General features: G+C 50.7%; 19 protein-coding genes. All 19 read left to right on the forward strand.

Going from position 1 to position 22,287, the window contains the following annotated elements; genetic code table 11:
- The first annotated feature begins 1 nt into the window (after window position 1).
- The 19 genes from rsmH to JG50_RS0106245 all read left to right on the forward strand — a co-directional run bounded on the left by rsmH (window position 2) and on the right by JG50_RS0106245 (window position 22,234).
- Window positions 2–949: a 16S rRNA (cytosine(1402)-N(4))-methyltransferase RsmH gene (rsmH, locus tag JG50_RS0106155; protein ID WP_181735410.1), complete on the forward strand. Its 948-nt coding sequence runs from the start codon at window positions 2–4 to the stop codon at window positions 947–949.
- A gap of 32 nt (window positions 950–981) precedes the next feature.
- Window positions 982–1,347, forward strand: coding sequence for a cell division protein FtsL (gene ftsL, locus JG50_RS0106160; RefSeq protein WP_052154060.1), 366 nt, complete (start codon window positions 982–984; stop codon window positions 1,345–1,347).
- A gap of 60 nt (window positions 1,348–1,407) precedes the next feature.
- On the forward strand, window positions 1,408–3,171 hold the full coding sequence (locus JG50_RS0106165; RefSeq protein ID WP_052154061.1) for a peptidoglycan D,D-transpeptidase FtsI family protein: 1,764 nt from the start codon (window positions 1,408–1,410) through the stop codon (window positions 3,169–3,171).
- A gap of 227 nt (window positions 3,172–3,398) precedes the next feature.
- Window positions 3,399–5,309 (forward strand): stage V sporulation protein D, encoded by a 1,911-nt coding sequence (locus tag JG50_RS0106170; protein WP_033100237.1) that lies wholly within the window; start codon window positions 3,399–3,401, stop codon window positions 5,307–5,309.
- Window positions 5,310–5,576: 267 nt separating this feature from the next.
- Window positions 5,577–7,079 (forward strand): UDP-N-acetylmuramoyl-L-alanyl-D-glutamate--2,6-diaminopimelate ligase, encoded by a 1,503-nt coding sequence (locus JG50_RS0106175; protein WP_033100238.1) that lies wholly within the window; start codon window positions 5,577–5,579, stop codon window positions 7,077–7,079.
- The gene (locus JG50_RS0106180) at window positions 7,076–8,467 is read left to right on the forward strand and encodes a UDP-N-acetylmuramoyl-tripeptide--D-alanyl-D-alanine ligase (protein WP_033100239.1); all 1,392 of its coding nucleotides are present in this window, start codon (window positions 7,076–7,078) and stop codon (window positions 8,465–8,467) included. Before JG50_RS0106175 ends, JG50_RS0106180 begins: the two co-directional genes overlap by 4 nt.
- A gap of 10 nt (window positions 8,468–8,477) precedes the next feature.
- The gene (mraY, locus tag JG50_RS0106185; RefSeq protein ID WP_033100240.1) at window positions 8,478–9,503 is read left to right on the forward strand and encodes a phospho-N-acetylmuramoyl-pentapeptide-transferase; all 1,026 of its coding nucleotides are present in this window, start codon (window positions 8,478–8,480) and stop codon (window positions 9,501–9,503) included.
- A 5-nt stretch (window positions 9,504–9,508) separates the two neighbouring features.
- Complete coding sequence (gene murD / locus JG50_RS0106190; protein WP_374057981.1) at window positions 9,509–10,870, forward strand: UDP-N-acetylmuramoyl-L-alanine--D-glutamate ligase; 1,362 nt, start codon at window positions 9,509–9,511, stop codon at window positions 10,868–10,870.
- 37 nt (window positions 10,871–10,907) lie between these two features.
- Window positions 10,908–12,008: a stage V sporulation protein E gene (gene spoVE / locus JG50_RS0106195; protein ID WP_033100242.1), complete on the forward strand. Its 1,101-nt coding sequence runs from the start codon at window positions 10,908–10,910 to the stop codon at window positions 12,006–12,008.
- A gap of 24 nt (window positions 12,009–12,032) precedes the next feature.
- Window positions 12,033–13,145 carry an undecaprenyldiphospho-muramoylpentapeptide beta-N-acetylglucosaminyltransferase gene (gene murG / locus JG50_RS0106200; RefSeq protein ID WP_033100243.1) on the forward strand — a complete coding sequence of 371 codons (1,113 nt, stop codon included), beginning with the start codon at window positions 12,033–12,035 and terminating at the stop codon, window positions 13,143–13,145.
- A gap of 110 nt (window positions 13,146–13,255) precedes the next feature.
- On the forward strand, window positions 13,256–14,164 hold the full coding sequence (gene murB / locus JG50_RS0106205; protein ID WP_033100244.1) for a UDP-N-acetylmuramate dehydrogenase: 909 nt from the start codon (window positions 13,256–13,258) through the stop codon (window positions 14,162–14,164).
- A gap of 13 nt (window positions 14,165–14,177) precedes the next feature.
- On the forward strand, window positions 14,178–15,455 hold the full coding sequence (gene murA / locus JG50_RS0106210; protein ID WP_033100245.1) for a UDP-N-acetylglucosamine 1-carboxyvinyltransferase: 1,278 nt from the start codon (window positions 14,178–14,180) through the stop codon (window positions 15,453–15,455).
- A gap of 138 nt (window positions 15,456–15,593) precedes the next feature.
- The gene (locus JG50_RS0106215; RefSeq protein ID WP_033100246.1) at window positions 15,594–16,325 is read left to right on the forward strand and encodes a cell division protein FtsQ/DivIB; all 732 of its coding nucleotides are present in this window, start codon (window positions 15,594–15,596) and stop codon (window positions 16,323–16,325) included.
- Window positions 16,326–16,510: 185 nt separating this feature from the next.
- Complete coding sequence (gene ftsA, locus JG50_RS0106220) at window positions 16,511–17,752, forward strand: cell division protein FtsA (protein ID WP_033100247.1); 1,242 nt, start codon at window positions 16,511–16,513, stop codon at window positions 17,750–17,752.
- A 50-nt stretch (window positions 17,753–17,802) separates the two neighbouring features.
- Complete coding sequence (ftsZ, locus tag JG50_RS0106225) at window positions 17,803–18,960, forward strand: cell division protein FtsZ (RefSeq protein WP_033100248.1); 1,158 nt, start codon at window positions 17,803–17,805, stop codon at window positions 18,958–18,960.
- A 364-nt stretch (window positions 18,961–19,324) separates the two neighbouring features.
- Window positions 19,325–20,236, forward strand: a complete 912-nt coding sequence (gene spoIIGA, locus JG50_RS0106230; RefSeq protein WP_235281635.1) for a sigma-E processing peptidase SpoIIGA — start codon at window positions 19,325–19,327, stop codon at window positions 20,234–20,236.
- Window positions 20,237–20,256: 20 nt separating this feature from the next.
- A complete protein-coding gene (gene sigE / locus JG50_RS0106235; protein ID WP_033100250.1) occupies window positions 20,257–20,979 on the forward strand; it encodes an RNA polymerase sporulation sigma factor SigE in 723 nt (240 codons plus the stop codon).
- A 71-nt stretch (window positions 20,980–21,050) separates the two neighbouring features.
- Window positions 21,051–21,827, forward strand: coding sequence for an RNA polymerase sporulation sigma factor SigG (gene sigG / locus JG50_RS0106240; RefSeq protein ID WP_033100251.1), 777 nt, complete (start codon window positions 21,051–21,053; stop codon window positions 21,825–21,827).
- A 131-nt stretch (window positions 21,828–21,958) separates the two neighbouring features.
- Entirely contained in the window at window positions 21,959–22,234 is a 276-nt protein-coding gene (locus JG50_RS0106245; RefSeq protein ID WP_033100252.1) for a YlmC/YmxH family sporulation protein, read from the forward strand.
- Window positions 22,235–22,287 lie beyond the last annotated feature (53 nt).

The raw sequence follows: 22,287 nt of genomic DNA on the forward strand, positions 1-22,287 counted from the left end.
TATGAATGTGTTTTTGCATGAAACGGTACTTAAAGAAGAAGCAGTAAATGGACTTCGCGTTAAACCGGATGGCATCTATGTGGATTGTACCCTGGGCGGTGCCGGGCACAGCAGGATGATCGCCGAGCGGCTTCAACCGAATGGGGTTCTGATCGGCCTTGATCAAGACCAGATGGCACTGGATCACGCCCGGAAGCGGCTTCAGGATGCGCAATGCCGCCTTCATTTGGTGAAAAGCAATTTCCGCTTCCTGGATCAAGTGATAAAAGAGCTGGGATACGACCATGTGGATGGATGTTTGTTTGATTTGGGCGTTTCTTCGCCCCAATTGGACATTGGCGAGCGCGGATTCAGTTACCAGCACGACGCACCGCTCGATATGCGAATGGATGAAACAAGTGAGCTCACCGCCTACACCATCGTCAATGAATGGTCCCAGGAAGAGCTGACACGGATTTTGTTCGAATATGGAGAAGAAAAATTTTCTCGGCGAATTGCCAAAGAGATCGTAAACACAAGAGAAAAAATGCCGATCTCAACCACTCATCAACTGGTAGAAGTGATCAAACAAGCGATTCCTGCACCTGCAAGGAGAACAGGTCCCCATCCAGCCCGCCGTACTTTCCAAGCGATTCGCATAGCCGTAAACGATGAACTCAACGCCTTTGGAGATGCGCTGGCAGCTGCACTCCGAGTGCTCGGCCCGAACGGGCGAATTGCCGTGATCACCTTTCACTCATTGGAAGATCGGATTTGCAAGAAGTTTTTCCAAAAACATGCACAAGGATGTATATGCCCGCCTGATTTTCCGGTTTGCACATGCAATCAAAAAGCGGATTTGCGCATTATTACAAAGAAGCCGATTTTGCCGTCCGCCGAAGAAATAGAGAGAAATGCGAGAGCGCGATCGGCCAAATTGCGCATAGCAGAGAGAATAAAAGAGGGTTAAAGGAAGCTGGCAGTGTAAGGAGGATTTATATAATGAGAGAGGATCGTTTTCAAGCTGCAACGGCCCGTCCGCTCGAGAAGCCTTACACAGAAACAAAAAAGAAACGGGCAACATCTCCGAGCAAAGCACTCCCGGTCGGGGAGAAAATGCTCTATTTGTTCAGCGTGATCATATGCGTCGCTTTGGCGGTCTCCGTTCTGTCGAGATATGCCAAGGCGACAGAGCTAAATGTGGCCATCCGCAATACGGAACTCGAGATTTCCCAGACACAGAAGGAAAACCTTCAGTTAGAGTCAGAGATTCTGAAGTTGAAAAGTGTGGAGCGCATTCAGCAGTTTGCCGAAAGCAAAGGGCTCCAGTTGACCGCTCCAAAATATTTGCCTTCGATTCGGCCGTAGCCGGATAACGGCAGCGAACAAACCAAACTGACGCTAGTCGAAGATGGGAGAGGCTGAATCATGGGTTCGATGTTCAAGGAGAGCAAAAAGCGTTCTCTTCTCATCGGGCTCGTTTGGATCCTTTGTTTGAGCGTGATCATCGGGAGATTGTTTTGGTTGCAGACCTTCGATCATAATGAACTGTTGGCAGACGCCGAAAAAAAATGGATTTATGACGATAAGCTTAGACCCAAACGAGGCACCATATACGACCGAACGAGAGAGCAACCATTGGCTTGGGAAGTGGACGCTTATATCTTTCTGGCAGATCCGAAACAAGTGAAAAATCCGCACAAGACAGCATCGGTTTTGGCTCCGATTCTGAAGATCAGCGAAAGTTCCCTGTATAAACTGTTGACTTCATCCAAAAAATCCGTTGAGTTGAAAGCGGACGGTCATTATAAATACCCGGAGCCGGTTTACGACAAGGTCATGGCGTTGCGCAAGCAAGGGCAGCTTGAGGGCATTTATGCTTTCCCGACAACGATGCGCCAATATAACGGGAACGAAGCGGCGCACGTATTGGGGTATGTAAACTATGATGATGTTGCGGTGGGCGGGGTGGAGCAATATTATGATCGCTTGCTCAGGGGCAAAGAGGGCTATATTAAGTATTTAAAAGCCCGTAACGGAATGATGATCACCGATAAGCCGTCAAAAGATACTCCGCCGGAACCGGGAAAAGATCTGGTGTTGACGATTGATTCCCGCATTCAGCAGCAGGTTGAACTGGAACTGGATGAAGCAGTTCGGAATTATCAGGCAAAAGGCGGAACGGCGATTGTGGCCGACCCCAAAACGGGTGAAATTTTGGCGATGGCCAGCCGACCGACGTTTGATCCTAACCGGTATGCGGAAACGATCAACGATGATAACCGGAGGAACCGGGCGATTGAAAGCCAATTTGAACCGGGTTCCACGTTTAAAATTGTCACATTGGCTGCAGCGATCGAAGAGGGTGTGTTTCATCCGGATGCCTTGTACCAGTCCGGATCAATCCGCGTTGGGGATCAGGTGATCCGGGATTGGAACGAAACCGGCTGGGGGAGAATCACGTACCGTCAGGGAATCGAAGAATCAAGCAATGTAGCTTTTGTGCGTCTCGGTCAGATGCTGGGCAACAAGCTGGTCGATTATATTGCGCGCTTTGGTTTCGGCAATATTACCGATTCTTTTGGAAAACGCACCGGCATTGATTTGCCGGCAGAAGCCCGCGGCGTTTATTACGGCCGAAACTTGTATCCGGCCGAGTTGGCAACAACCGCTTTTGGACAAGGGATTTCGGTTACGCCGATTCAACAGGTGGCAGCAGTCAGTGCGATCGCAAACGGCGGGATCCTGATGAAACCGCATGTGCTTAAGGAAGAGTGGGACAGCGGATTGTCGAAAAAAGTGAAGGAGTACAAACCTGAGGGACACCGCATTATCAAGCCGGAAACGGCAAAACAGGTGAGAGATCTTTTGCGTGATGTTGTGGCACATGGAACGGGGGTTGAAGCTGAAATTCCCGGCTATCAGGTAGCGGGGAAAACGGGAACGGCACAGATTCCCGATCCTGAGGGAAAAGGTTATCTCAAAGGGAAATACATGGTCTCATTCATCGGTTTTGCTCCTTATGATCATCCAAATCTGGTCGTCTATGTCGCGATTGACCAACCGACAACCCCGACCGGTTCTGGTTCGGGAGGAACCGTGGCCGCACCGGTTGCGCGGAACATTATGAAAGCGGCATTGCAAATCAGGCATGTTCAGCCAGATCAGAGCTTCGCCGAGTCAATCAAATAGAGGTTTTCAGCCTGGCCCATAGGGGGTCGGGCTTTTTTTGTGGGGAATGCACCTGCGTCAGCTTTGCAGCCGGTGCGTGGTGCCCCCTTGATGCTGATGGCCTCTTTGCAGTGCATCCCTACTGCGGTTGCGTTGAAAGAACATATGTGTTTATGGGCCGGCGTCATTTTTTCTATTCTAGCTTCATAGTTTTTGATAAAGGAGCTTTTGAGAAGGAGAGGGGAAAAATGGCCGGCAGAATGACGTCGAAAAGGCGGCTCTTTTCATTGTTTCTGATCGCTTTGTTCGTGTTTATGGTCCTCCTGGGGCGATTGGCCTATGTTCAATTGTTTGAAGGAGTATGGCTGGCTGAAAAAGCGAAAGACTTGTGGAGCCGTGATATCCCATTTCAGGCAAAACGGGGGGACATTTTGGATCGGCACGGAAAAAAGCTGGCTTATAATATCAGTTCTCCTTCCGTGATCGCGATACCGGCCCAGATCAAGGACCCGGCAGGAACAGCGCAAAAATTGGCCCGAATCCTGGATGCGCCGGAAGAGAAAATCTACCAGCAGATCACAAAGCGCACGCTGTTTAATTGGATCCGGCCGTGGGGCAGGAAAATATCAGAAGAAAAAGCGCGCGAAATTCAAGGGCTTCGTTTGCCGGGAATCGCGGTGACAGAGGACAGCAAGCGATACTATCCCTACGGAAGCCTGGCGGCCCACGTTCTGGGATTTACAGGCGGTGACAATCAGGGATTGGCAGGGTTGGAACTGGTTTATGATGATAAATTGAAAGGAACCCCCGGGTATGTTTCATTTAGCGCGACAGCGAGCGGAGATAAGCTGCCGGGCGGGCATGACCGGTATACACCGCCGAAAGATGGACTGAATCTGGAACTGACGCTCGATTATCATATCCAAACCTTTATCGAGAGGGAACTGGATCAAGCGATGGCCAAGTATCAGCCGGAAAGTGTCCTGGCGATCGCGATGGATCCCAATACGGGAGAAATTTTGGGGATGAGCAGCCGCCCCACCTACCGGCCCGATCAATATCAGTTAACCGATCCGCTGGTATACAACCGCAATCTGCCAATCTGGAAAACGTATGAACCCGGTTCCACTTTTAAAATCATTACCCTGGCTGCCGCTGTTCAGGAGCATAAGGTCAACTTGAATGAAGGGTTTAATGATCCGGGTTATATCATGGTCGGCGGAGCGCGCCTGAGATGTTGGAAGGCGGGCGGACACGGGCACGAAACGTTTTTGCAGGTGGTGGAGAACTCCTGTAACCCCGGCTTTGTGACGCTTGGGCAGCGCGTAGGCAAGAAGGATTTATTCGCTTATATCCGCAAATTCGGTTTTGGACAGAAAACGGGGATTGATTTAAACGGAGAAGCGAAGGGGATTTTATTTAAGGAATCCAGGGTCGGCCCGGTTGAGCTGGCCACGACCTCCTTTGGGCAAGGGGTTTCGGTGACGCCGATTCAACAGGTGGCGGCCGTATCCGCTGCGGTCAACGGAGGGAAATTGATGGTTCCCCACTTGGCGAAGGCTTGGATCGATCCCGAAACCGGCAAAATAATTGAAAAGGTTCAGCCGAAGATGAGACGCAGGGTGATTTCGGAAGAGACTTCCCGGATTGTCCGGAGCGCCCTGGAAAGCGTTGTTGCGCGCGGGACGGGGAACAAAGCGTATATCGATGGCTACCGTGTCGGCGGGAAAACCGGTACGGCACAGAAAGTGGGGCCTGACGGACATTATCTGCAAAACAATCACATCGTCTCCTTCATCGGTTTTGCCCCGGCGGACGATCCCAAACTCGTCGTCTATGTTGCAGTCGACAATCCAAAGGGGATCCAGTTCGGCGGTGTTGTTGCAGCCCCGATCGTGGGAAATATTTTGGAAGATTCGCTTCGTTATTTGAAAATCCCGAAGCGGACAAAGCAAATCCCGCTGGAACAGACTCCGCTCACGACCCCGATCGTATCCGTTCCAAATCTGATCGGACAAGATATCGACCGGATTCGCAACAGTTTATTTTCATTTCCGCTCCAGGTAGTGGGAACGGGAGAAAAAGTGATCAATCAGATGCCCAAGCCCGGCGTTCGTGTAAAGAAAGGATCAACCATCAAGATTTATTTAGGGAATTAGACAAATACAGGATGGAATCTTTGTGATCTCTTTGCAAACAATTTGCAAACAATTTGCAAACAAAATGCAAACGCCAGAATTTGCATAGGGCATGGCCCTTTTGTTTATTGGCGCAGATCCGGTTTTTGGCTGTTCACCGCAGTAGTAGTCATTGGAAGTGACAAAACCAGCAAAGGGGATTAAAATAGGGTATGTGTTATAAACATATGCCAGGTTTAAACCCTGGCATTTTGTCTTGTCTTTTGTATTTCTCAAAGGAGGAACAACATGCTGCTTAAAGAGTTGATCCGACCGCTAATATTACATACGGTGGCGGGTGGAGACCCGGATACCGAGATCACCGGCATTCAGATCGATTCGCGCCAGGTCAAACCGGGAGATCTCTTTATTGCCCTGCAAGGGTTTAACGTTGATGGACACCGGTTTGTCGAGCAGGCGGTGGCCAATGGAGCTGCTGCGCTCATGGTGGAAAAACCGGTCACTGCGCCGGTGCCGGTCATCATGGTTCCGGATTCGAGGCGCGCCATGGCGATCGTGGCAGCAGAATTTTACCGGTATCCGACCGAGGAATTGAAATTGATCGGCATTACCGGGACGAACGGGAAAACGACTACCACCTATTTAATCGAGCAATTGCTGGCCGGCGCCGGCTATAAGTCCGGGGTGATCGGCACCATTCAGACGAAGATCGGCGAGCGGGTTCTCGCGGCGAAAAATACCACGCCCGAGGTCGTCGATTTGCAGAAAACATTTCGGATGATGCGTGACGAGAGTTGTGAGTATTCAGTCATCGAGGCTTCCTCCCATGCCCTCGATCAGGGGAGGACAAGAGGCTGCCGTTTTCATATCGGCGTTTTTACCAACCTGACCCAGGATCATCTGGATTATCACAAGACGATGGAGGAGTACCGCCAAGCAAAAGGGTTGCTCTTCAGCCAGCTCGGCAATCACTATGCTTCCGAACCCGCAGATCATGCCTGTGCGGTGTTGAATGCGGATGATGAAGCTACACCTTATTTTAAGAAAATCACCCCTGCGCAGGTTGTGACCTACGGCATCGAAAACCCTGCGGATGTGAGGGCGGAAAACATTCGCATTACACAGGACGGCACCACTTTTACCCTGAAATCATTCCGCGGTGAAGCGGAGATCAGCTTGAAACTGATCGGCAAATTCAACGTTTACAATGCGCTGGCGGCGATCAGTGTAGCCCTGATCGAAGGCGTTTCCCTGGAGGTGATTCAATCAAGTCTGGCCAATATTCCCGGTGTGAACGGACGCTTTGAACCGGTTTCACTCGGTCAACCGTATACCGTTCTCGTCGATTACGCCCACACGCCGGATAGCCTGGAAAATGCGTTGACCACGATCCGCGAATTTGCCACCGGCAAGGTTTATTGCGTTGTTGGCTGCGGCGGGGACCGGGATCGCGGCAAACGTCCGATCATGGCTGCCATCGCGGCAAAATACAGCGATCTCGCTATTTTTACATCGGATAATCCGCGTTCAGAAGACCCGGATGCGATTTTGTCTGATATGATCAAAGGGGTTCCTGCAGATGCTCAGGATCGTTATGTGAAGATCACCGACCGTCGGCAGGCGATCCGCTTTGCCATTGACCGGGCGGAAGTACGGGATATCGTGCTGATTGCCGGAAAAGGACATGAGACCTATCAGGAGATTAACGGAGTCCGCCACGAGTTTGATGATCGGAAAGTTGCGCGCGAAGCGATTACAGCGCGTGAAAGACAAAGTGGGGGAGAAGCATGATTGAACGTACATGTGACTGGATTATCGAGGTAACCGGTGGAACATGGGCGGGCAATGCAGCCGACCGACATCGGATGATTCGCGGGGTGTCGACAGATACCCGTCAGCTTGAGCCAAATCAGCTTTATGTTCCGCTGTGCGGTGAGCGTTTTGACGGCCACCGGTTTATCGACGACGCGATTGAGCGAGGGGCTGCCGCTGCCCTGTGGAGTCAGGATCGGCCTGTTCCGGAGAACCGGGAAATTCCGTTTATTCTCGTCCCGGAACCGTTGCTGGCCATGCAGCAGCTGGCGGCGAGGTATCGTGAAGAGAGCGGGGTCAAGGTGGTTGCCGTAACCGGGAGCAACGGCAAAACCACGACGAAAGATCTGATTGCAACGGTCTTGTCCGTTAAATATCACGTGCATAAAACCAAAGGAAACTTAAATAATCATATAGGAGTCCCCCTCACACTGCTGTCCATGCCGGAACAAACGGAAACAGCGGTTGTTGAAATGGGGATGAATCACGCCGGAGAAATCGAAGTTCTCTCGCGGATCGCTCGCCCTGATGTGGCGGTGATTACCAATATCGGCGAATCCCATCTGGAGCATCTCGGAAGCCGGGAAGGAATTGCCAAGGCAAAATTGGAAATAAAAGAAGGACTTAAAGAGAATGGCCCCCTGATTTTTGACGGGGATGAGCCTTTGCTGCGGCAGTTCTTGAAAGAGGATCACCACCCGCAGATTCGCGTCGGCTGGGGGGAAGAGTCGGACGAATCCCCGGTGGACGTTCAAATCGAAGGCGTACGGGGAATGAGATTCCGCTCCAGGAAATATCAAACCGAATATTACCTGCCTCTGATGGGCCGGCATAACGTGAAAAACTCCCTGCTGGCGGTTGAGGTGGGCCGTTATCTCGGAATGGCCGAATCAGAGATCCAAGAGGGCCTCGCCGCTGTGAAGCTGACCGGGATGCGGCTGGAACTGAAGCAGGCTGCCAACGGTATGAAAATCATCGATGATTCGTACAATGCCAGCCCGACATCGATGCGAGCGGCGCTGGATCTCCTCAGCGAATTGGAGCCGGGGCTGAAGAAATGGGCTCTGTTGGGGGATATGCGCGAAATCGGGCCGGAAGAGAAAATGTACCATACCGACCTCGGCGTCTATGCGGTGAAAAAAGGAATCGACCGGCTGTACACGCTTGGGGAGCGGGGGAAATGGATCGGGGAAGGAGCCAAATCCGCCGTGCCGGTCCGCCCGATAGTGATAGATCATTTCGATACGATTGAAGAAGCGTCTGATCGTTTAAATAGAGAAGGAAACGGCGATATTCTGCTCTTGGTCAAAGCGTCGAGAGCGGTAGAATTGGACCGTGTCATAAAAAAATTAACAGAAGGAGAGTAGGGGAAGGAATATGGGGGATATCAATATTCGCATCATTTTGGTCCCGCTCGCGGTAGCGTTTGGGGTAGCAGTTATACTGGGGCCGATGATTATTCCGATTTTAAGACGGTTGAAGTTTGGACAAAGCATTCGACAGGAAGGTCCGCAAGCGCATTTGAAAAAAGCGGGAACCCCGACGATGGGCGGTGTTTTGATTCTCACCTCCATTGTTCTGACGGCAATTCCGCTAAGTAGTATTACCCTTTTAAACAGTGATAAGCCTGTTGTGAACGCTGACTTATTTTTTCTGTTATTCGCCACCATGGGATATGGAGTGCTTGGCTTTTTGGATGACTATATTAAAGTGGTAATGAAAAGAAGCCTTGGTTTGACGGCCAACCAGAAACTTCTGGGCCAATTGTTCATCGGTTTGGTGCTGTTCTGGGTTTTGTTGCAGGTACGGACCAACCATGCGCATATCTATATTTTCGATGTGACCATTCCGGGAACGGATTATACGATTCAGCTCAACTGGCTCTATTTGCCGCTTCTGCTTTTGATGATGATCGGCGCTTCCAACGCCGTAAACCTAACGGACGGGCTGGATGGATTGCTCGCCGGTTCAGCGGCTTGTTCCTACGGAGCCTATGCGATTATCGGAATGTTGCAGAGCAACCAGACCGTGGCTATTTTCTCCATTGCCGTTGTCGGCGCCTTGCTCGGATTTCTGGTATTTAACGCGCATCCGGCCAAAGTATTTATGGGGGATACCGGATCGCTTGCCTTGGGAGGAGGAATTGCCGCACTGGCCGTCATTACCAAGACGGAGCTGCTCCTGCCAATTATCGGCGGTGTGTTTGTGGTTGAAGCCCTGTCGGTGATGATTCAGGTCACTTCCTTCAAATTGCGGGGAAAACGCGTTTTCCGCATGAGTCCCCTCCATCACCATTTTGAATTGTGCGGCTGGTCGGAGTGGCGCGTGGTCACCACCTTTTGGTTTATCAGCTTCATTCTCGCTGCAATCGGCGTGGTACTCGAGGTGTTAATGAGATCATGAATGATGTGCAAAGCTGGGCAGGCCGTTTTGTCATTGTGCTCGGCCTTGCCAGAAGCGGCGCTGCGGTCGCCAAGCTGCTTCACCGCCTTGGTGCAAAGGTGTTGGTGAATGAGTTGAAACCGCGTTCGGAATGCGAATCCGCAAACGAGTTGGAATCGCTCGGAATCCAAGTGATTTGCGGCGGGCATCCCGATGACCTGATTTCGGATGAAGTCGATCTGGTGGTCAAAAATCCGGGTATTCCCTATCGGGCCAAACCGGTGCAACAGGCGCTCGGCAAAGGAATTCCCGTCATTACCGAAGTAGAGATCGCCGGGTTGCTCTCAAAAGGGCCGATCATCGGCATCACCGGATCCAACGGAAAAACGACGACCACCACCCTGGTCGGCCAAATGCTGACGAAGGGCCGGGTGAAAAATACCGTGGCCGGCAATATTGGACAAGCGTTGTCGGATGTGGTGCAAACCATTGAACCGGATGAGTGGCTCGTCGCGGAACTGAGCAGTTTCCAGCTGAAAGGAACCGAACGTTTCGCTCCGAAAATAGCAGCCCTTTTGAATGTGTTTCCGGCCCATCTGGATTATCATCAAACGCTGGAGGATTATATTTCATCCAAACAAAAATTGTTCTTGAACCAGACGAAAGAGGATGTGGCCATTTTTAATCTGGAGAACGAAATCTGCCGTCAGGTTGCAGCCGATTGTCCCGGCCGTGTTTATTGGTTCAGCCGGTCCCGGGAGGTGGAGCGGGGCGTATTTGTATCGTCCGGCATGATCACGGCCAGAATGGATGAACGGGAATTTCCCGTATTGCCGGTCAGCGAAGTGGCTCTGAAAGGGACGTTTAATCTGGAAAATGCGCTGGCGGCAACCGCGATCAGCCTGGCGGCCGGTTGCCCGGTTTCGGCAATTGCCGATGTGCTCCGCACTTTTCGGGGAGTAGAGCACCGTCTGGAATATGTTGCGACGGTAAATGGTGTCAGCTTTTACAATGATTCAAAAGCGACCAATGCACAGGCGGCAGCGAAAGCGTTGGAATCCTTTGCCGAACCGGTCGTCTGGATCGGGGGCGGTCTGGACCGCGGCGTCGATTTTAAAGAGTTGGTTCCTGTGTTGAAAGAAAAAGTGAAAGCAATGGTTGCTTACGGGCAGACCAAAGATATTTTATTAGAACGAGGGAAAGAAGCAGATATTAAAGAAGTTTATACTGTGAGCACACTGGATGAAGCAGTTGTCCTGGCAAACCGTCTGGCATCGGCAGGGGACGTCGTTATCCTCTCACCGGCGTGTGCCAGCTGGGATCAATACACCTCTTTTGAAGAACGGGGAAGCATATTTAAACAAGCTGTGCATAGTCTTCAAATATAAATCGCTTTTCCCAAATCGGTAAGAGGTGAAAACGCCCATGAACAAAAGGAACCTGACTCCTGACTTTGTGATTGTTGCTGCGATCTTGCTGCTTTTGTCAATCGGAGTGCTGATGGTATACAGCGCAAGTGCCGCTTTTGCCTATCACAAATACGGAGATGCGTTTTACTTTGCCAAACGGCAGTTCTTATTTGCGGCTTTGGGCGTTTTCCTGATGTTTTGGATTTCACAAATCGATCCCAGACGGTTTAAAGAGTGGGCTAAACCGGGCCTTATCCTCTGTGTTATTCTGCTGATCATCGTCTTGATCCCCGGCGTGGGGATTTTGCGTAACGGAGCGAGGAGTTGGCTGGGCATTGGAGCTTTCAGCATTCAGCCGTCCGAGTTTATGAAGCTGGCGATGATCACCTTTCTCGCAAAGATGTTTGCCGATCCCGGCTATAAAATCTCCGATTTCTGGAAGGGTTTTTTGCCGGGATTGTTATTGCTGGGGGGAGCCTTTGGCTTAATCATGATGCAGCCGGATCTCGGTACCGGCACGGTTCTGATGGGAACGGGGCTGACGATGATTTTCGCAGCCGGGGCACGAATGAAACACATCTTCGCTTTCATCATGCTCGGCGTTGCCGGATTTGCCGGACTGATTCTGGCTGCCCCCTATCGAATTCAGCGGATTGTCGCCTTTCTCAATCCCTGGCAGGATCCTTTGGGAGCGGGATATCACCTGATTCAGTCCCTTTACGCGATCGGCCCGGGTGGCTTGATGGGGCTCGGCCTCGGGATGAGCAAACAAAAACACTTATATCTTCCTGAACCGCATACAGACTTCATCTTCTCCATTTTGGCGGAAGAGCTTGGTTTTTTGGGTGCCGCAACCGTTGTGATCTTGTTTGCGGTGATCGTTTGGCGTGGAATCCGCGTGGCCATCAGCTCGCCGGATCTGTTCTCCAGTCTGGTGGCTGCCGGCATAACGGCGATGGTCATGATTCAGGCGGTGATCAATATCGGTGTGGTCTCCGGGGCGTTCCCGGTGACAGGGATTACTCTGCCGTTCTTGAGTTACGGAGGATCATCTTTAACACTAACGCTGGCGGCAGTGGGGGTTTTGCTCAATTTTTCCCGGTTTACTGAACGATAAAATCAACTTGAAGGGGGAAAAGTGATGAAACGCATTTTGTTATCCGGCGGTGGTACGGGAGGACATATTTATCCGGCACTGGCCATTGCCAGAGCGGTAAAAAAACGCTATCCCGAGGTGGAAATCGCCTATATCGGTACGGAAAAAGGATTAGAGTCGCGCATTGTTCCCAAAGAAGGGAACATTCGTTTTTATACTGTGGAAATCCAGGGGTTTAAACGGAGCATCTCTTGGGAAAACGTCAATACGATTCGCAAATTCTTGCGGGCCGTACGGAATTCAAAACAATACATAGAAGAATTTAAACCGGATGTGGTGGTGGGAACAGGCGGTTATGTGAGCGGACCGGCAGTTTACGCGGCTCATCAGCTGGGAATTCCCACCTTGATTCATGAACAAAACGTGGTGCTCGGGCTGACGACCAAATTTTTGTCCCGTTTTGTCGATGTCGTGGCGATCAGCTTGGAAGAATCGCAAAAATATCTGGGACGGGCTCACAGGATTGTGTTTACGGGCAATCCTCGTGCGACGGAAGTGGTGCAGGCCAATGCCGCTGCCGGCCGCAAATCGCTGGGAATCACCGACCCGCATCGTCCGATTATCCTTATTTTCGGCGGGAGCCGGGGCGCCAAAGCGATCAACGAGGCCGTCCTGCAAATGGTTCCGCATGTGCAGGAGATGCCGCAAGCCCATTTTGTATATGTGACCGGTGAAGTTCATTACGAGCAGATCCGGGCGCAAATTCCCGAGATGGAAAATCTGGATGTGAAGCCTTTTATTTATAACATGCCCGATGTGCTGGCTTCGACCTATTTGGTGGTTGGACGGGCCGGGGCGTCGACGATTGCCGAGTTGACAGCGCTCGGATTACCTTCTATTCTGATTCCGTCCCCTTATGTAACCAATAACCATCAGGAAGCCAACGCCCGCTGGCTGGAAGAGCAAGGGGCTTCCAAGATGTTGCTCGAGAGCGAATGCACGGGGGAAAATTTGTGGACCGAAATCAAGCGGTTGGTTGAAAATACGGATGAGCATCATGAGATGAGTGAAGCGGCTCGCCGTCTGGGGCGTCCGCAGGCAGCCGAGGTGTTGGTGGATGAATTGGAAAAAATTGCATTTGCCGGCATTAACCGATAAGGACGGGGGCTGCATTGGGCTCCCGTCACACAAAAAACACGGCGGCATAAACTATGTTAAACCAGTTTCGGGTGGATTGTATGATTCAGCTGGATAGGAGGGACAGACTGATGAAACAAATTGTCGAGGAGCTGAAAAACAGCGGTGTAAAAGATGTGCGAGTCAATGAGCCATTGTCCCGCCATACCACCTGGAAAGTTGGTGGTCCAGCCGATCTTTTGATTTATCCGCGGAGCAAAGAAGAGCTGGAACTGGCGATGAAAATTGTATATGAGCATCAGATCCCCTGGCGCGCGATCGGACGCGGTTCCAACCTGCTGGTGCGTGACGGCGGGATTCGCGGCGCCGTTTTCAAGCTCGATGAAGGATTTAACTACCTGCAGATCGAGGGAACAAAAGTGACGGCCGGGGGTGGCTATTCCACCATCCTGCTGGCCTCCATGACCGCCAAGCAGGGACTGGAAGGGTTGGAATTTGCCGGAGGGATTCCGGGGAACGTCGGCGGCGCCGTCTATATGAACGCGGGGGCGCACGGGTCCGAAATTTCCCGTGTTCTTCAGTCGGCCACAGTGTTAAAAGAAGATGGAGAATGGTTGACTCTGACCAATGAGCAAATGGCGTTCAGTTACCGCACGTCCATTTTGCAGACCGGGATCAAGGGTGTTGTGACAGAAGCCACTTTCGAGCTGGCATATGGTGACAAGGAAGAAATTGCTTCGCGACTGGCTCAATATAAGGATCGTCGAAGACAAACTCAACCACTGCAATTTCCATGTGCCGGAAGTGTATTCCGCAATCCGCCGGGGGATTATGCCGGCAGGCTCATTCAGGAATCGGGCCTGAAAGGTTACAGGATCGGCGGAGCGGAAGTTTCCACACAGCATGCAAATTTCATCATCAATCGCGGCAATGCGACGGCCCAGGATGTTTTAAATTTGATCAACTATATCATGGATACAGTGCAGGAAAAATTTAACGTTCGTTTGGAACCGGAAGTGCAGGTGGTGGGTGAAGGGTAACGGAGGTGACACTTTGGAAGGGTTTGTGATCGAAGGTGGTAAACCTCTGTCTGGATCGATCCGCGTTCAGGGCGCCAAAAACGCGGCATTGCCGATTTTGGCCGCGTGCGTGCTGGCGGAAGGCATATTTGAGATCCACGATGTACCACGCCTTTCGGATATTGAGGCGATGTGCCAAATTCTCGAGGCGTTGGGAGCGCAAGTAATACGCCACCAAACGAGCATCCGTGTAAATACCCGCCTGATCAATAACTATGTGATTCCAGATCATTTGATGAGCAAAATTCGTTCTTCGATTTTTCTAATGGGGCCTCTTTTGGCGAGATTGAAGCAAGTCTGCATATCCCATCCCGGCGGTTGCGCGATTGGCAAACGGCCGATTGATATCCACTTGAACGGTTTGAAGCGTTTAGGTGTGCAAATGACCGAAAAAGAGGGCGTGATCCACTGTTATGCCTCGAAATTGATCGGCGATGAGATCGTGTTGGATTTTCCAAGCGTCGGGGCAACGGAAAACATCATGATGGCCGCCGTTTTGGGAGAGGGAACCACTGTGCTGAAAAATGCTGCCCGTGAACCGGAAATCAGCGATTTGCAGGATTTCTTAAATAAGATGGGGGCGCAGATAACGGGAGCGGGCAGCCCGGAAATACGCATTCGCGGAGTGCGTTCTTTGAGGCCGGTCAGCCACACGATCATCCCCGACCGGATCGTGGCTGGCACTCTAGCCGCGGCCGCCGGTGCAACGGGTGGGGAAGTTCTCCTGGAAAATGTCATTCCTTCCCACTTGACCAGCATCATTTTGCATTTGCAACGCCTCGGGATCGAAATCGAACAGGGGGAAAACTCCCTTCGCGTCAGAGGGCCGAAAAGGCTAAGACCGATTCCTGCCATCGCAACCGCACCTTATCCCGGTTTTCCCACGGATATGCAGCCGCAAATGCTTGTTCTGCTGACCCAGGCGGAAGGGATCAGCATGCTGACCGAAACGATTTTTGAATCACGGCTCAAACATGTGGATGAATTAAGAAAAATGGGAGCGGATGTCACGCTGGACAACAACACGGTTTGGGTTCGCGGCGGGAAAAGTCTCAACGGAACCTCTGTCAGCGCAACCGACCTGAGAGCCGGAGCGGCGCTGGTCATTGCCGGACTGGTCGCGCAAGGGACCACGCATATCACCGGAGCGGAACATATTGACAGGGGCTATGAACGCTTCGAAACCGTCATCAACAAACTGGGCGGGATCATGGAAAGAAAAACTGGCTTTTCATCATGCAGTAGCACATGATTTGTTCCGCTGTTTTTTGTGTAAAAAATCTTTTAACGCACTTTTTTTGTGGTAATATATAGGGAAGATTAATTTTTTTTACTACTTAGGGCTTACTTAAGAGTGTGAAGGTGAAGTACGGGAAAGGAGATCTCTACCATGGTTGAGCGTGTGCCCCCTTTTCGCTCACGGGTAGGAAAGAAACGTTCCCCTGCTCCTTGGATGTTCGCTTTCATTTTTCTCTTTTTTACGGGAATGTTCATTGTCCTATTCTTGCGGTCACCGCTGAGTAAAATTGAGCGAATTGACATTGTTGGGAATCATCTGGTTTCTTCAGGGGAAATTCTTCATAAGGCAAAGATTTTCAAAGGAATTTCCTATTTTGGAGTAAACAGAGAACACATAGAGAAAAGTTTGGAAACCATGCCGGAGATTAAAAACGCCACGGTGACCACCACATTTCCCAATCAGATCTACATACAGGTTCAGGAAAAAACGCCCGTAGCCATGTTCCGGTCAAGCTATCAGGAACTTTTTCCCATCCTTTCCGACGGAACGATTCTCCTGAACCGCACGGCTTCGGTGGAAGCGTCTGTACCTGTCTTTGAGGGATGGAAGCCTTCAAATTCGACGTTGAGACAAGCTGTTCTCCAACTGGCCAAACTGCCGGGTAGCATTCGCAGAGAATGTGAGACGGTTCGTCCTGTCTCCGGGCAGGCAGACCAGGTTGAGATTGACAGCAAACGGAAGCATCGGATTTTTGTCAGGGTCCGCAATCTTTCCGAAATGATGCTCTATTACCCTTCCTTTTACAAGCACCCCAGCGGAACGCTTTTTTTATTGGAAAGCGTCTGGTTCATACCGGATCATAAGGCTAAGGAAGGAGCTTAGCGGTGTCATTCTTTTTCTTTAATTGGAAAAATATGCAAGTATAACAAGAAGAAAAATTAGCGGCTTAAAAGGTAAATCTTCCTTGGCTGTTGAATATGGTTTGTAAGTGATTCCTCCCTTTCCCTTAGCATTGCGCATATTGGACTTTAGCACAGTTTGATTCTCGGGCAAGGAGGTGCCCAAGATTGAGCAATGAAGAATTCGTTATTACATTGGATATTGGATCTTTCCAAGTTCGCGTGATCGTGGCCGAAGTTAACCAGGATGGTACCACGCAAATCGTCGGCGTCGGAACTGCCGAATCCAAAGGGATGAAAAAGGGAGCCATCATCAATATCGATCAAGCGGTACAATCCATTCGCGAAGCGGTTGACCATGCAGAGCGCATGGTTGGAATAGAGATCTCAGAGGTATTTGTCGGTGTGTCTGGACATCATGTTTCTTTGCAACCGAGCCATGGGGTTGTCGCCGTCTCAAGCGAAGACAGGGAAATCAGCTTTCACGATATCGATCGCGTCCTGCAGGCGGCACGGGTCATCGCCCTTCCGCCGGAACGCGCCATCATCGAAGTGGTACCAAAACAGTTCATTGTCGACGGTTTGGATGACATTCATGACCCCAACGGGATGATCGGAGTCCGGTTGGAGGTGGATGCCATCATCGTCACGGGAGCGAAAACGATCATTCATAACTTGCTCCGGTGCGTGGAAAAAGCGAATCTAAATATCGCCGGCATGGTGTTTTTGCCGCTTGCCGTCAGCGAGTTGTGTTTGTCCGCCGATGAGAAAAACCAGGGCGTGGTTGTGGCTGATATCGGTGGGGGAACGACGACGATCACCGTCTTCCGGCAAGGGCATCTGGCCGGCACGTCTGTGATCCCCATCGGCGGCGAGTATATTACCAATGATATCGCCATCGGTTTGCGCACCCAGACGACAACTGCGGAAGAAGTGAAGTGCAAATACGGGGTTGCCAGCAAGGATTTTGCTGAGATAAAGGAAACATTCCAGGTACAAACCATTGGCACGACCCGGGAGAGGATTGTAACCCAGATCGAACTGGCTCAAATTATCGAACCGCGTTTGGAAGAGATGTTTCAACTCATCCGCCAGCAAGTGAAAGCGATGGGGTATTCCGATGAACCGGCAGGAGGATACGTTTTGACCGGAGGCGTAATGGCAACCGAGCATATTCTGCATGTGGCACAGAAACAGCTGGGTTCCGCCGTGCGAATTGCCGTTCCGGGAAATATCGGTGTGAAGGACCCGGCCTATACCGGAGGCGTTGGCATGGTTCATTATTTGCAAAAACGCGGGATTTTGCAGCTGAACAAACCCCGATCGGCTCACCACCCTCCCCGGCAGAAAAAACAGCGCGGACCTTCCGCATTCGAAAAAATGAAAAGCTGGTTAAGTGAATTTATCTAGTTCCGATCTATCGGATACAACAGAAGTTTGATTATTGGAGGGACAAGAATATGTTGGATTTTGATCTGGAAATGGAACAGATTGCCCAGATAAAGGTCATTGGTGTCGGTGGTGGCGGTAGCAATGCGGTTAACCGTATGATTGAAGCCGGAGTGCAAGGAGTGGAATTTATCGCGGTCAATACCGATGCTCAGGCGCTCAATCGTTCAAAAGCACCGATTCGTTTGCAAATCGGGGAAAAACTGACGCGGGGACTGGGAGCGGGAGCCAAACCGGAGATCGGCAAAAAAGCGGCTGAGGAGAGCCGGGAACAAATTGAAAGTGTTTTGAAGGGAGCCGATATGGTTTTCGTCACCGCAGGGATGGGTGGCGGAACCGGTACAGGGGCGGCTCCGGAAATCGCTTTGATCGCCCGGGAATTGGGAGCGCTGACGGTGGGCGTGGTAACCCGGCCGTTCACTTTTGAAGGAAAGCGCCGGGCGAGCCAGGCGGAACAAGGTGTGGCCGCTCTCAAGGAAAATGTCGATACCCTGATCGTCATTCCCAATGACCGTTTGCTGGAAATCGTCGATAAAAACACACCGATGCTCGAAGCTTTCCGCGAAGCGGACAATGTTCTGCGCCAGGGTGTGCAGGGGATTTCTGATTTAATTGCCGTACCCGGACTGATCAACCTCGATTTTGCGGATGTGCGGACGATTATGACAGAACGGGGATCTGCGCTGATGGGCATCGGGACGGCGACCGGGGAGAACCGCGCCGCCGAAGCGGCCAAAAAGGCGATCTGCAGCCCTCTTCTGGAAACTTCGATCGATGGTGCCCGCGGGGTGCTGATGAATATTACGGGCGGAACCAATCTCAGTCTGTACGAAGTTTATGAAGCAGCCGATATTGTAACCCAGGCTTCCCATGCAGAGGTGAACATGATCTTCGGTGCGGTGATCAATGAAGATTTGAAAGATGAAATCTTGGTTACCGTGATTGCAACCGGATTTGATGGCGAGCAGCAAACGAAGCAATCATCACAGCCGCAAGAACGGGGCAAAACGCATGGGAAACCGTACTTTGGGCATAAAGAGGAACCCGTTTTTCCGCCGTTCAGCCGCGTGGAAAAAGAATCCAAACCGACGGACGGAAACTTTATCGATCCATACGGGCATTTGGAGGTACCCACCTTCTTGCGCAACCGGACTAAAAATAATAAATAAACCCAAGCGAACAAAAACTGATGTTTCCGCAACAGACATCTAAAGCTGTTGAGAAGCTTCGACAGGAGGAGAGGGTTGTTTTTCTGCAAAGAAAAGCACCCGGACCCGACAGGCTTTTGGTTTGAGACTTTGTCAACAAACTGCTCTCTCTTTTTTTGCATGACGTGCACCGCAGTTTTAGGAGCGGGGCACCCCTGACTGACTCGGCCATCTGAATGGCGGGGAGGGAAGGGGGCCACCGCTCCCTTTTTTTGTTTGTTCGACGAAAAAAGCCAATTCTTCCTGGCAAGTTTAGACAGACTTTGAAATATAGATTGAGATATACTAGTTTCACTCAAACTTGGGGAGGAGGGAAACGGATTTGGTGGTTTATGCTGATGTTGTTTTCCTCCTTAACAGCTGTATGGATTTTCTCCTCCTGTGGCTGACGTCGGGAATTCGCAAACAACGTACACCGTACTGGCGGTTGATTGTTGCCGCGCTGCTGGGCGGGCTGTATTCAACCCTTTATTTGTGGTCGGCTTTCTCGCTTGCCTATTTTTTTCCGGTCAAAATCATCGTCTCGTTGCTGATGATTTGGATTGCCTTTGGCTTTCGCCATCCGCTTGCCTATCTGCGTACACTTGGTGTCTTTTATTTGGCCTGTTTTATCGCCGGGGGAGCGCTCATCGCGCTTCATTACATCGTAACAGGGGACAGCAAAGTGGCTGGTGGCATTTTTTTCACCGAGTCGGAGTACGGTTGGGGTTCCCCGGTTTCGTGGGGGCTGATCCTGTTCGGGTTTCCGCTTGTCTGGATTTACACCAAGGTCTCTCTCGGTTCGCTGGAAGAGAGGCAAGCCTTGCATCGCTATTTGACCGAGGTCAAAATCCGGTTGGGAGAACACGAAATCGCCTGCACGGGACTGATTGATACGGGAAATCAGCTGCGGGACCCGATTACACGCGTGCCTGTCATGTTAATTGAGTTCGCTCAGCTGGAAGAGCGGCTTCCTCCGGAATTCAAGCGGTTGATGAAACAGGACGATTTTGCTTTGGCATGGAGTGAACTCCCTCCGGAGTGGGCGACACGCATCCGGGTAATCCCGTTTCGGGCAGCAGGCAAGGAAAATGGCATGATGGTGGCGATCAAGCCGGATCATGTCCAAGTGCGGCAGGAAAACGGGTGGAATAAAATGGAGAAAATTCTCATAGGTTTAGATGTCGGGCGTCTGTCGTCCGATGGAACATACCAGGCGATTATTCATCCGTCTTGTATTCGGGCTGTTCATTCCTAAATGAATGAGGGGGCAGATACATGCTGGTCAAGTGGAAAATTATTTTACAGCTGCTTTGGTATCGGCTTTTGCTGTATATCGGGTCAAAAGGGGAGGAAATCTATTATATCGGTGGCAGTGAAGCACTTCCGCCACCGCTGACGCGTGAAGAAGAAGAACATCTGCTGGCAAAACTGCCCGGAGGCGATGCAGCCGTACGTGCCATCCTGATCGAGCGAAACTTGCGGCTGGTCGTTTATATTGCCAGAAAGTTTGAAAATACGGGGATTCACATTGAGGATCTCGTTTCCATTGGAACGATCGGCTTGATCAAAGCGGTAAACACATTTGACCCGACGAAAAAAATCAAACTGGCGACCTACGCCTCCAGATGCATCGAAAATGAAATCCTCATGTTTTTGCGCCGCAACAACAAAGTGCGGTCGGAGGTTTCTTTTGACGAGCCGCTCAATATGGATTGGGATGGCAATGAACTGCTGTTGTCCGATGTTTTGGGGACGGACGATGACACCATCTACCGGGACATTGAAGACGAAGTGGACCGGAAAATTTTGCGAACGGCCCTTTCCAATCTATCAGACAGGGAACGCAAAATTATGGTGCTGCGGTTTGGTTTGGATGGGGGCGAAGAGAAAACGCAAAAGGATGTGGCAGACCTTTTGGGAATTTCTCAATCCTATATTTCCCGCCTTGAGAAAAGAATTATTAAGAGATTGCGTAAAGAATTCAATAAAATGGTTTAATTTCCATGTCATTATAAATTTCCCTCCTCAGGACATACTGTCTTTTAGTTCCATCCTGAGGAGGGGAAGTCATGGCACGAAACAAAGTGGAAATATGCGGCGTAGACACTTCGAAACTCCCTGTTCTCAAAAACCAGGAGATGCGAGTGCTGTTTGGGGAGCTTCAGGCGGGGGATTTGACCGCTCGTGAAAAACTCGTGAATGGAAATTTGCGACTGGTTCTCAGTGTGATCCAGCGTTTTAATAATCGCGGAGAATGCGTGGATGATCTTTTTCAAGTGGGCTGCATCGGATTGATGAAAGCGATTGACAACTTTGACCTCAGTCAAAACGTGAAATTTTCTACTTATGCCGTGCCGATGATTATAGGGGAAATACGGCGGTATCTGAGGGATAACAACCCCATTCGCGTATCCCGTTCACTGCGGGACATCGCTTATAAAGCACTGCAAGTCAGGGACCAATTGACAAACCGCTATTCCCGGGAACCTACGATCCTGGAGATCTCCGAAGCTCTCAACGTGCAAAAAGAAGATGTCGTGTTTGCCCTGGATGCCATTCAGGACCCTGTCTCGCTGTTTGAACCTGTTTATCAGGATGGAGGCGATCCGATTTTTGTGATGGATCAATTAAGTGACGATAAAACCAAAGACGTCCAATGGCTCGAAGAGATTGCGCTGAAAGAAGCGATGGCAAAACTGAATAACCGGGAAAAAATGATTTTGTCCATGCGCTTTTTCGAAGGAAAGACACAGATGGAGGTGGCCGAGGAGATCGGGATCTCCCAAGCCCAGGTCTCCCGTCTGGAAAAAGCGGCAATCCATCAGATGAACAAATTTATCAATTAATGTGAACAAATGATATGAGGCCCAATCCGACGGCGATTGGGTTTTATTTTTTGGCTTTTTTCGGGCTGTACATTTTGTCGGACTTCGTCATATACATAAGATAAACAATCTGAGTAAACGGGGGCGGCTATATGAAAATCTCGGAGTTGCAGGCGAAAGATGTGGTGAATATCGCAGACGGAAGAAAACTGGGGCAAATTTATGATTTGGAACTGGATTTGCGGCAGGGAACCATTCGTGCGCTGGTTGTACCGGGTGAAAGCAAATGGTTTGGCTTTGTCAGCAGCGGACAGGAATGGGTGATACCTTGGAGACAGATCGTCAAGATCGGCTCCGATGTGATATTGGTGCGGCTGGATGGCCGGGAACGCGATCCCTATTACGCCCAACTGCCGCAGGAAAGCTGAAGGAGCGGGACTGAAGAGGAAGTATTTGTCCATATGCAAAGATATGATAATAT

The organism is Thermoactinomyces daqus (genome assembly GCF_000763315.1).
GTDB classification, from domain to species: domain Bacteria; phylum Bacillota; class Bacilli; order Thermoactinomycetales; family Thermoactinomycetaceae; genus Thermoactinomyces_A; species Thermoactinomyces_A daqus.

Coding starts and splice junctions, on each gene's coding strand:
- rsmH (WP_181735410.1), top strand. CDS start 2: ATGAATGTGTTTTTGCATGAAACGGTACTTAAAGAAGAAGCAGTAAAT.
- ftsL (WP_052154060.1), top strand. CDS start 982: ATGAGAGAGGATCGTTTTCAAGCTGCAACGGCCCGTCCGCTCGAGAAG.
- JG50_RS0106165 (WP_052154061.1), top strand. CDS start 1,408: ATGGGTTCGATGTTCAAGGAGAGCAAAAAGCGTTCTCTTCTCATCGGG.
- JG50_RS0106170 (WP_033100237.1), top strand. CDS start 3,399: ATGGCCGGCAGAATGACGTCGAAAAGGCGGCTCTTTTCATTGTTTCTG.
- JG50_RS0106175 (WP_033100238.1), top strand. CDS start 5,577: ATGCTGCTTAAAGAGTTGATCCGACCGCTAATATTACATACGGTGGCG.
- JG50_RS0106180 (WP_033100239.1), top strand. CDS start 7,076: ATGATTGAACGTACATGTGACTGGATTATCGAGGTAACCGGTGGAACA.
- mraY (WP_033100240.1), top strand. CDS start 8,478: ATGGGGGATATCAATATTCGCATCATTTTGGTCCCGCTCGCGGTAGCG.
- spoVE (WP_033100242.1), top strand. CDS start 10,908: ATGAACAAAAGGAACCTGACTCCTGACTTTGTGATTGTTGCTGCGATC.
- murG (WP_033100243.1), top strand. CDS start 12,033: ATGAAACGCATTTTGTTATCCGGCGGTGGTACGGGAGGACATATTTAT.
- murB (WP_033100244.1), top strand. CDS start 13,256: ATGAAACAAATTGTCGAGGAGCTGAAAAACAGCGGTGTAAAAGATGTG.
- JG50_RS0106215 (WP_033100246.1), top strand. CDS start 15,594: ATGGTTGAGCGTGTGCCCCCTTTTCGCTCACGGGTAGGAAAGAAACGT.
- ftsZ (WP_033100248.1), top strand. CDS start 17,803: ATGTTGGATTTTGATCTGGAAATGGAACAGATTGCCCAGATAAAGGTC.
- sigE (WP_033100250.1), top strand. CDS start 20,257: ATGCTGGTCAAGTGGAAAATTATTTTACAGCTGCTTTGGTATCGGCTT.
- sigG (WP_033100251.1), top strand. CDS start 21,051: ATGGCACGAAACAAAGTGGAAATATGCGGCGTAGACACTTCGAAACTC.
- JG50_RS0106245 (WP_033100252.1), top strand. CDS start 21,959: ATGAAAATCTCGGAGTTGCAGGCGAAAGATGTGGTGAATATCGCAGAC.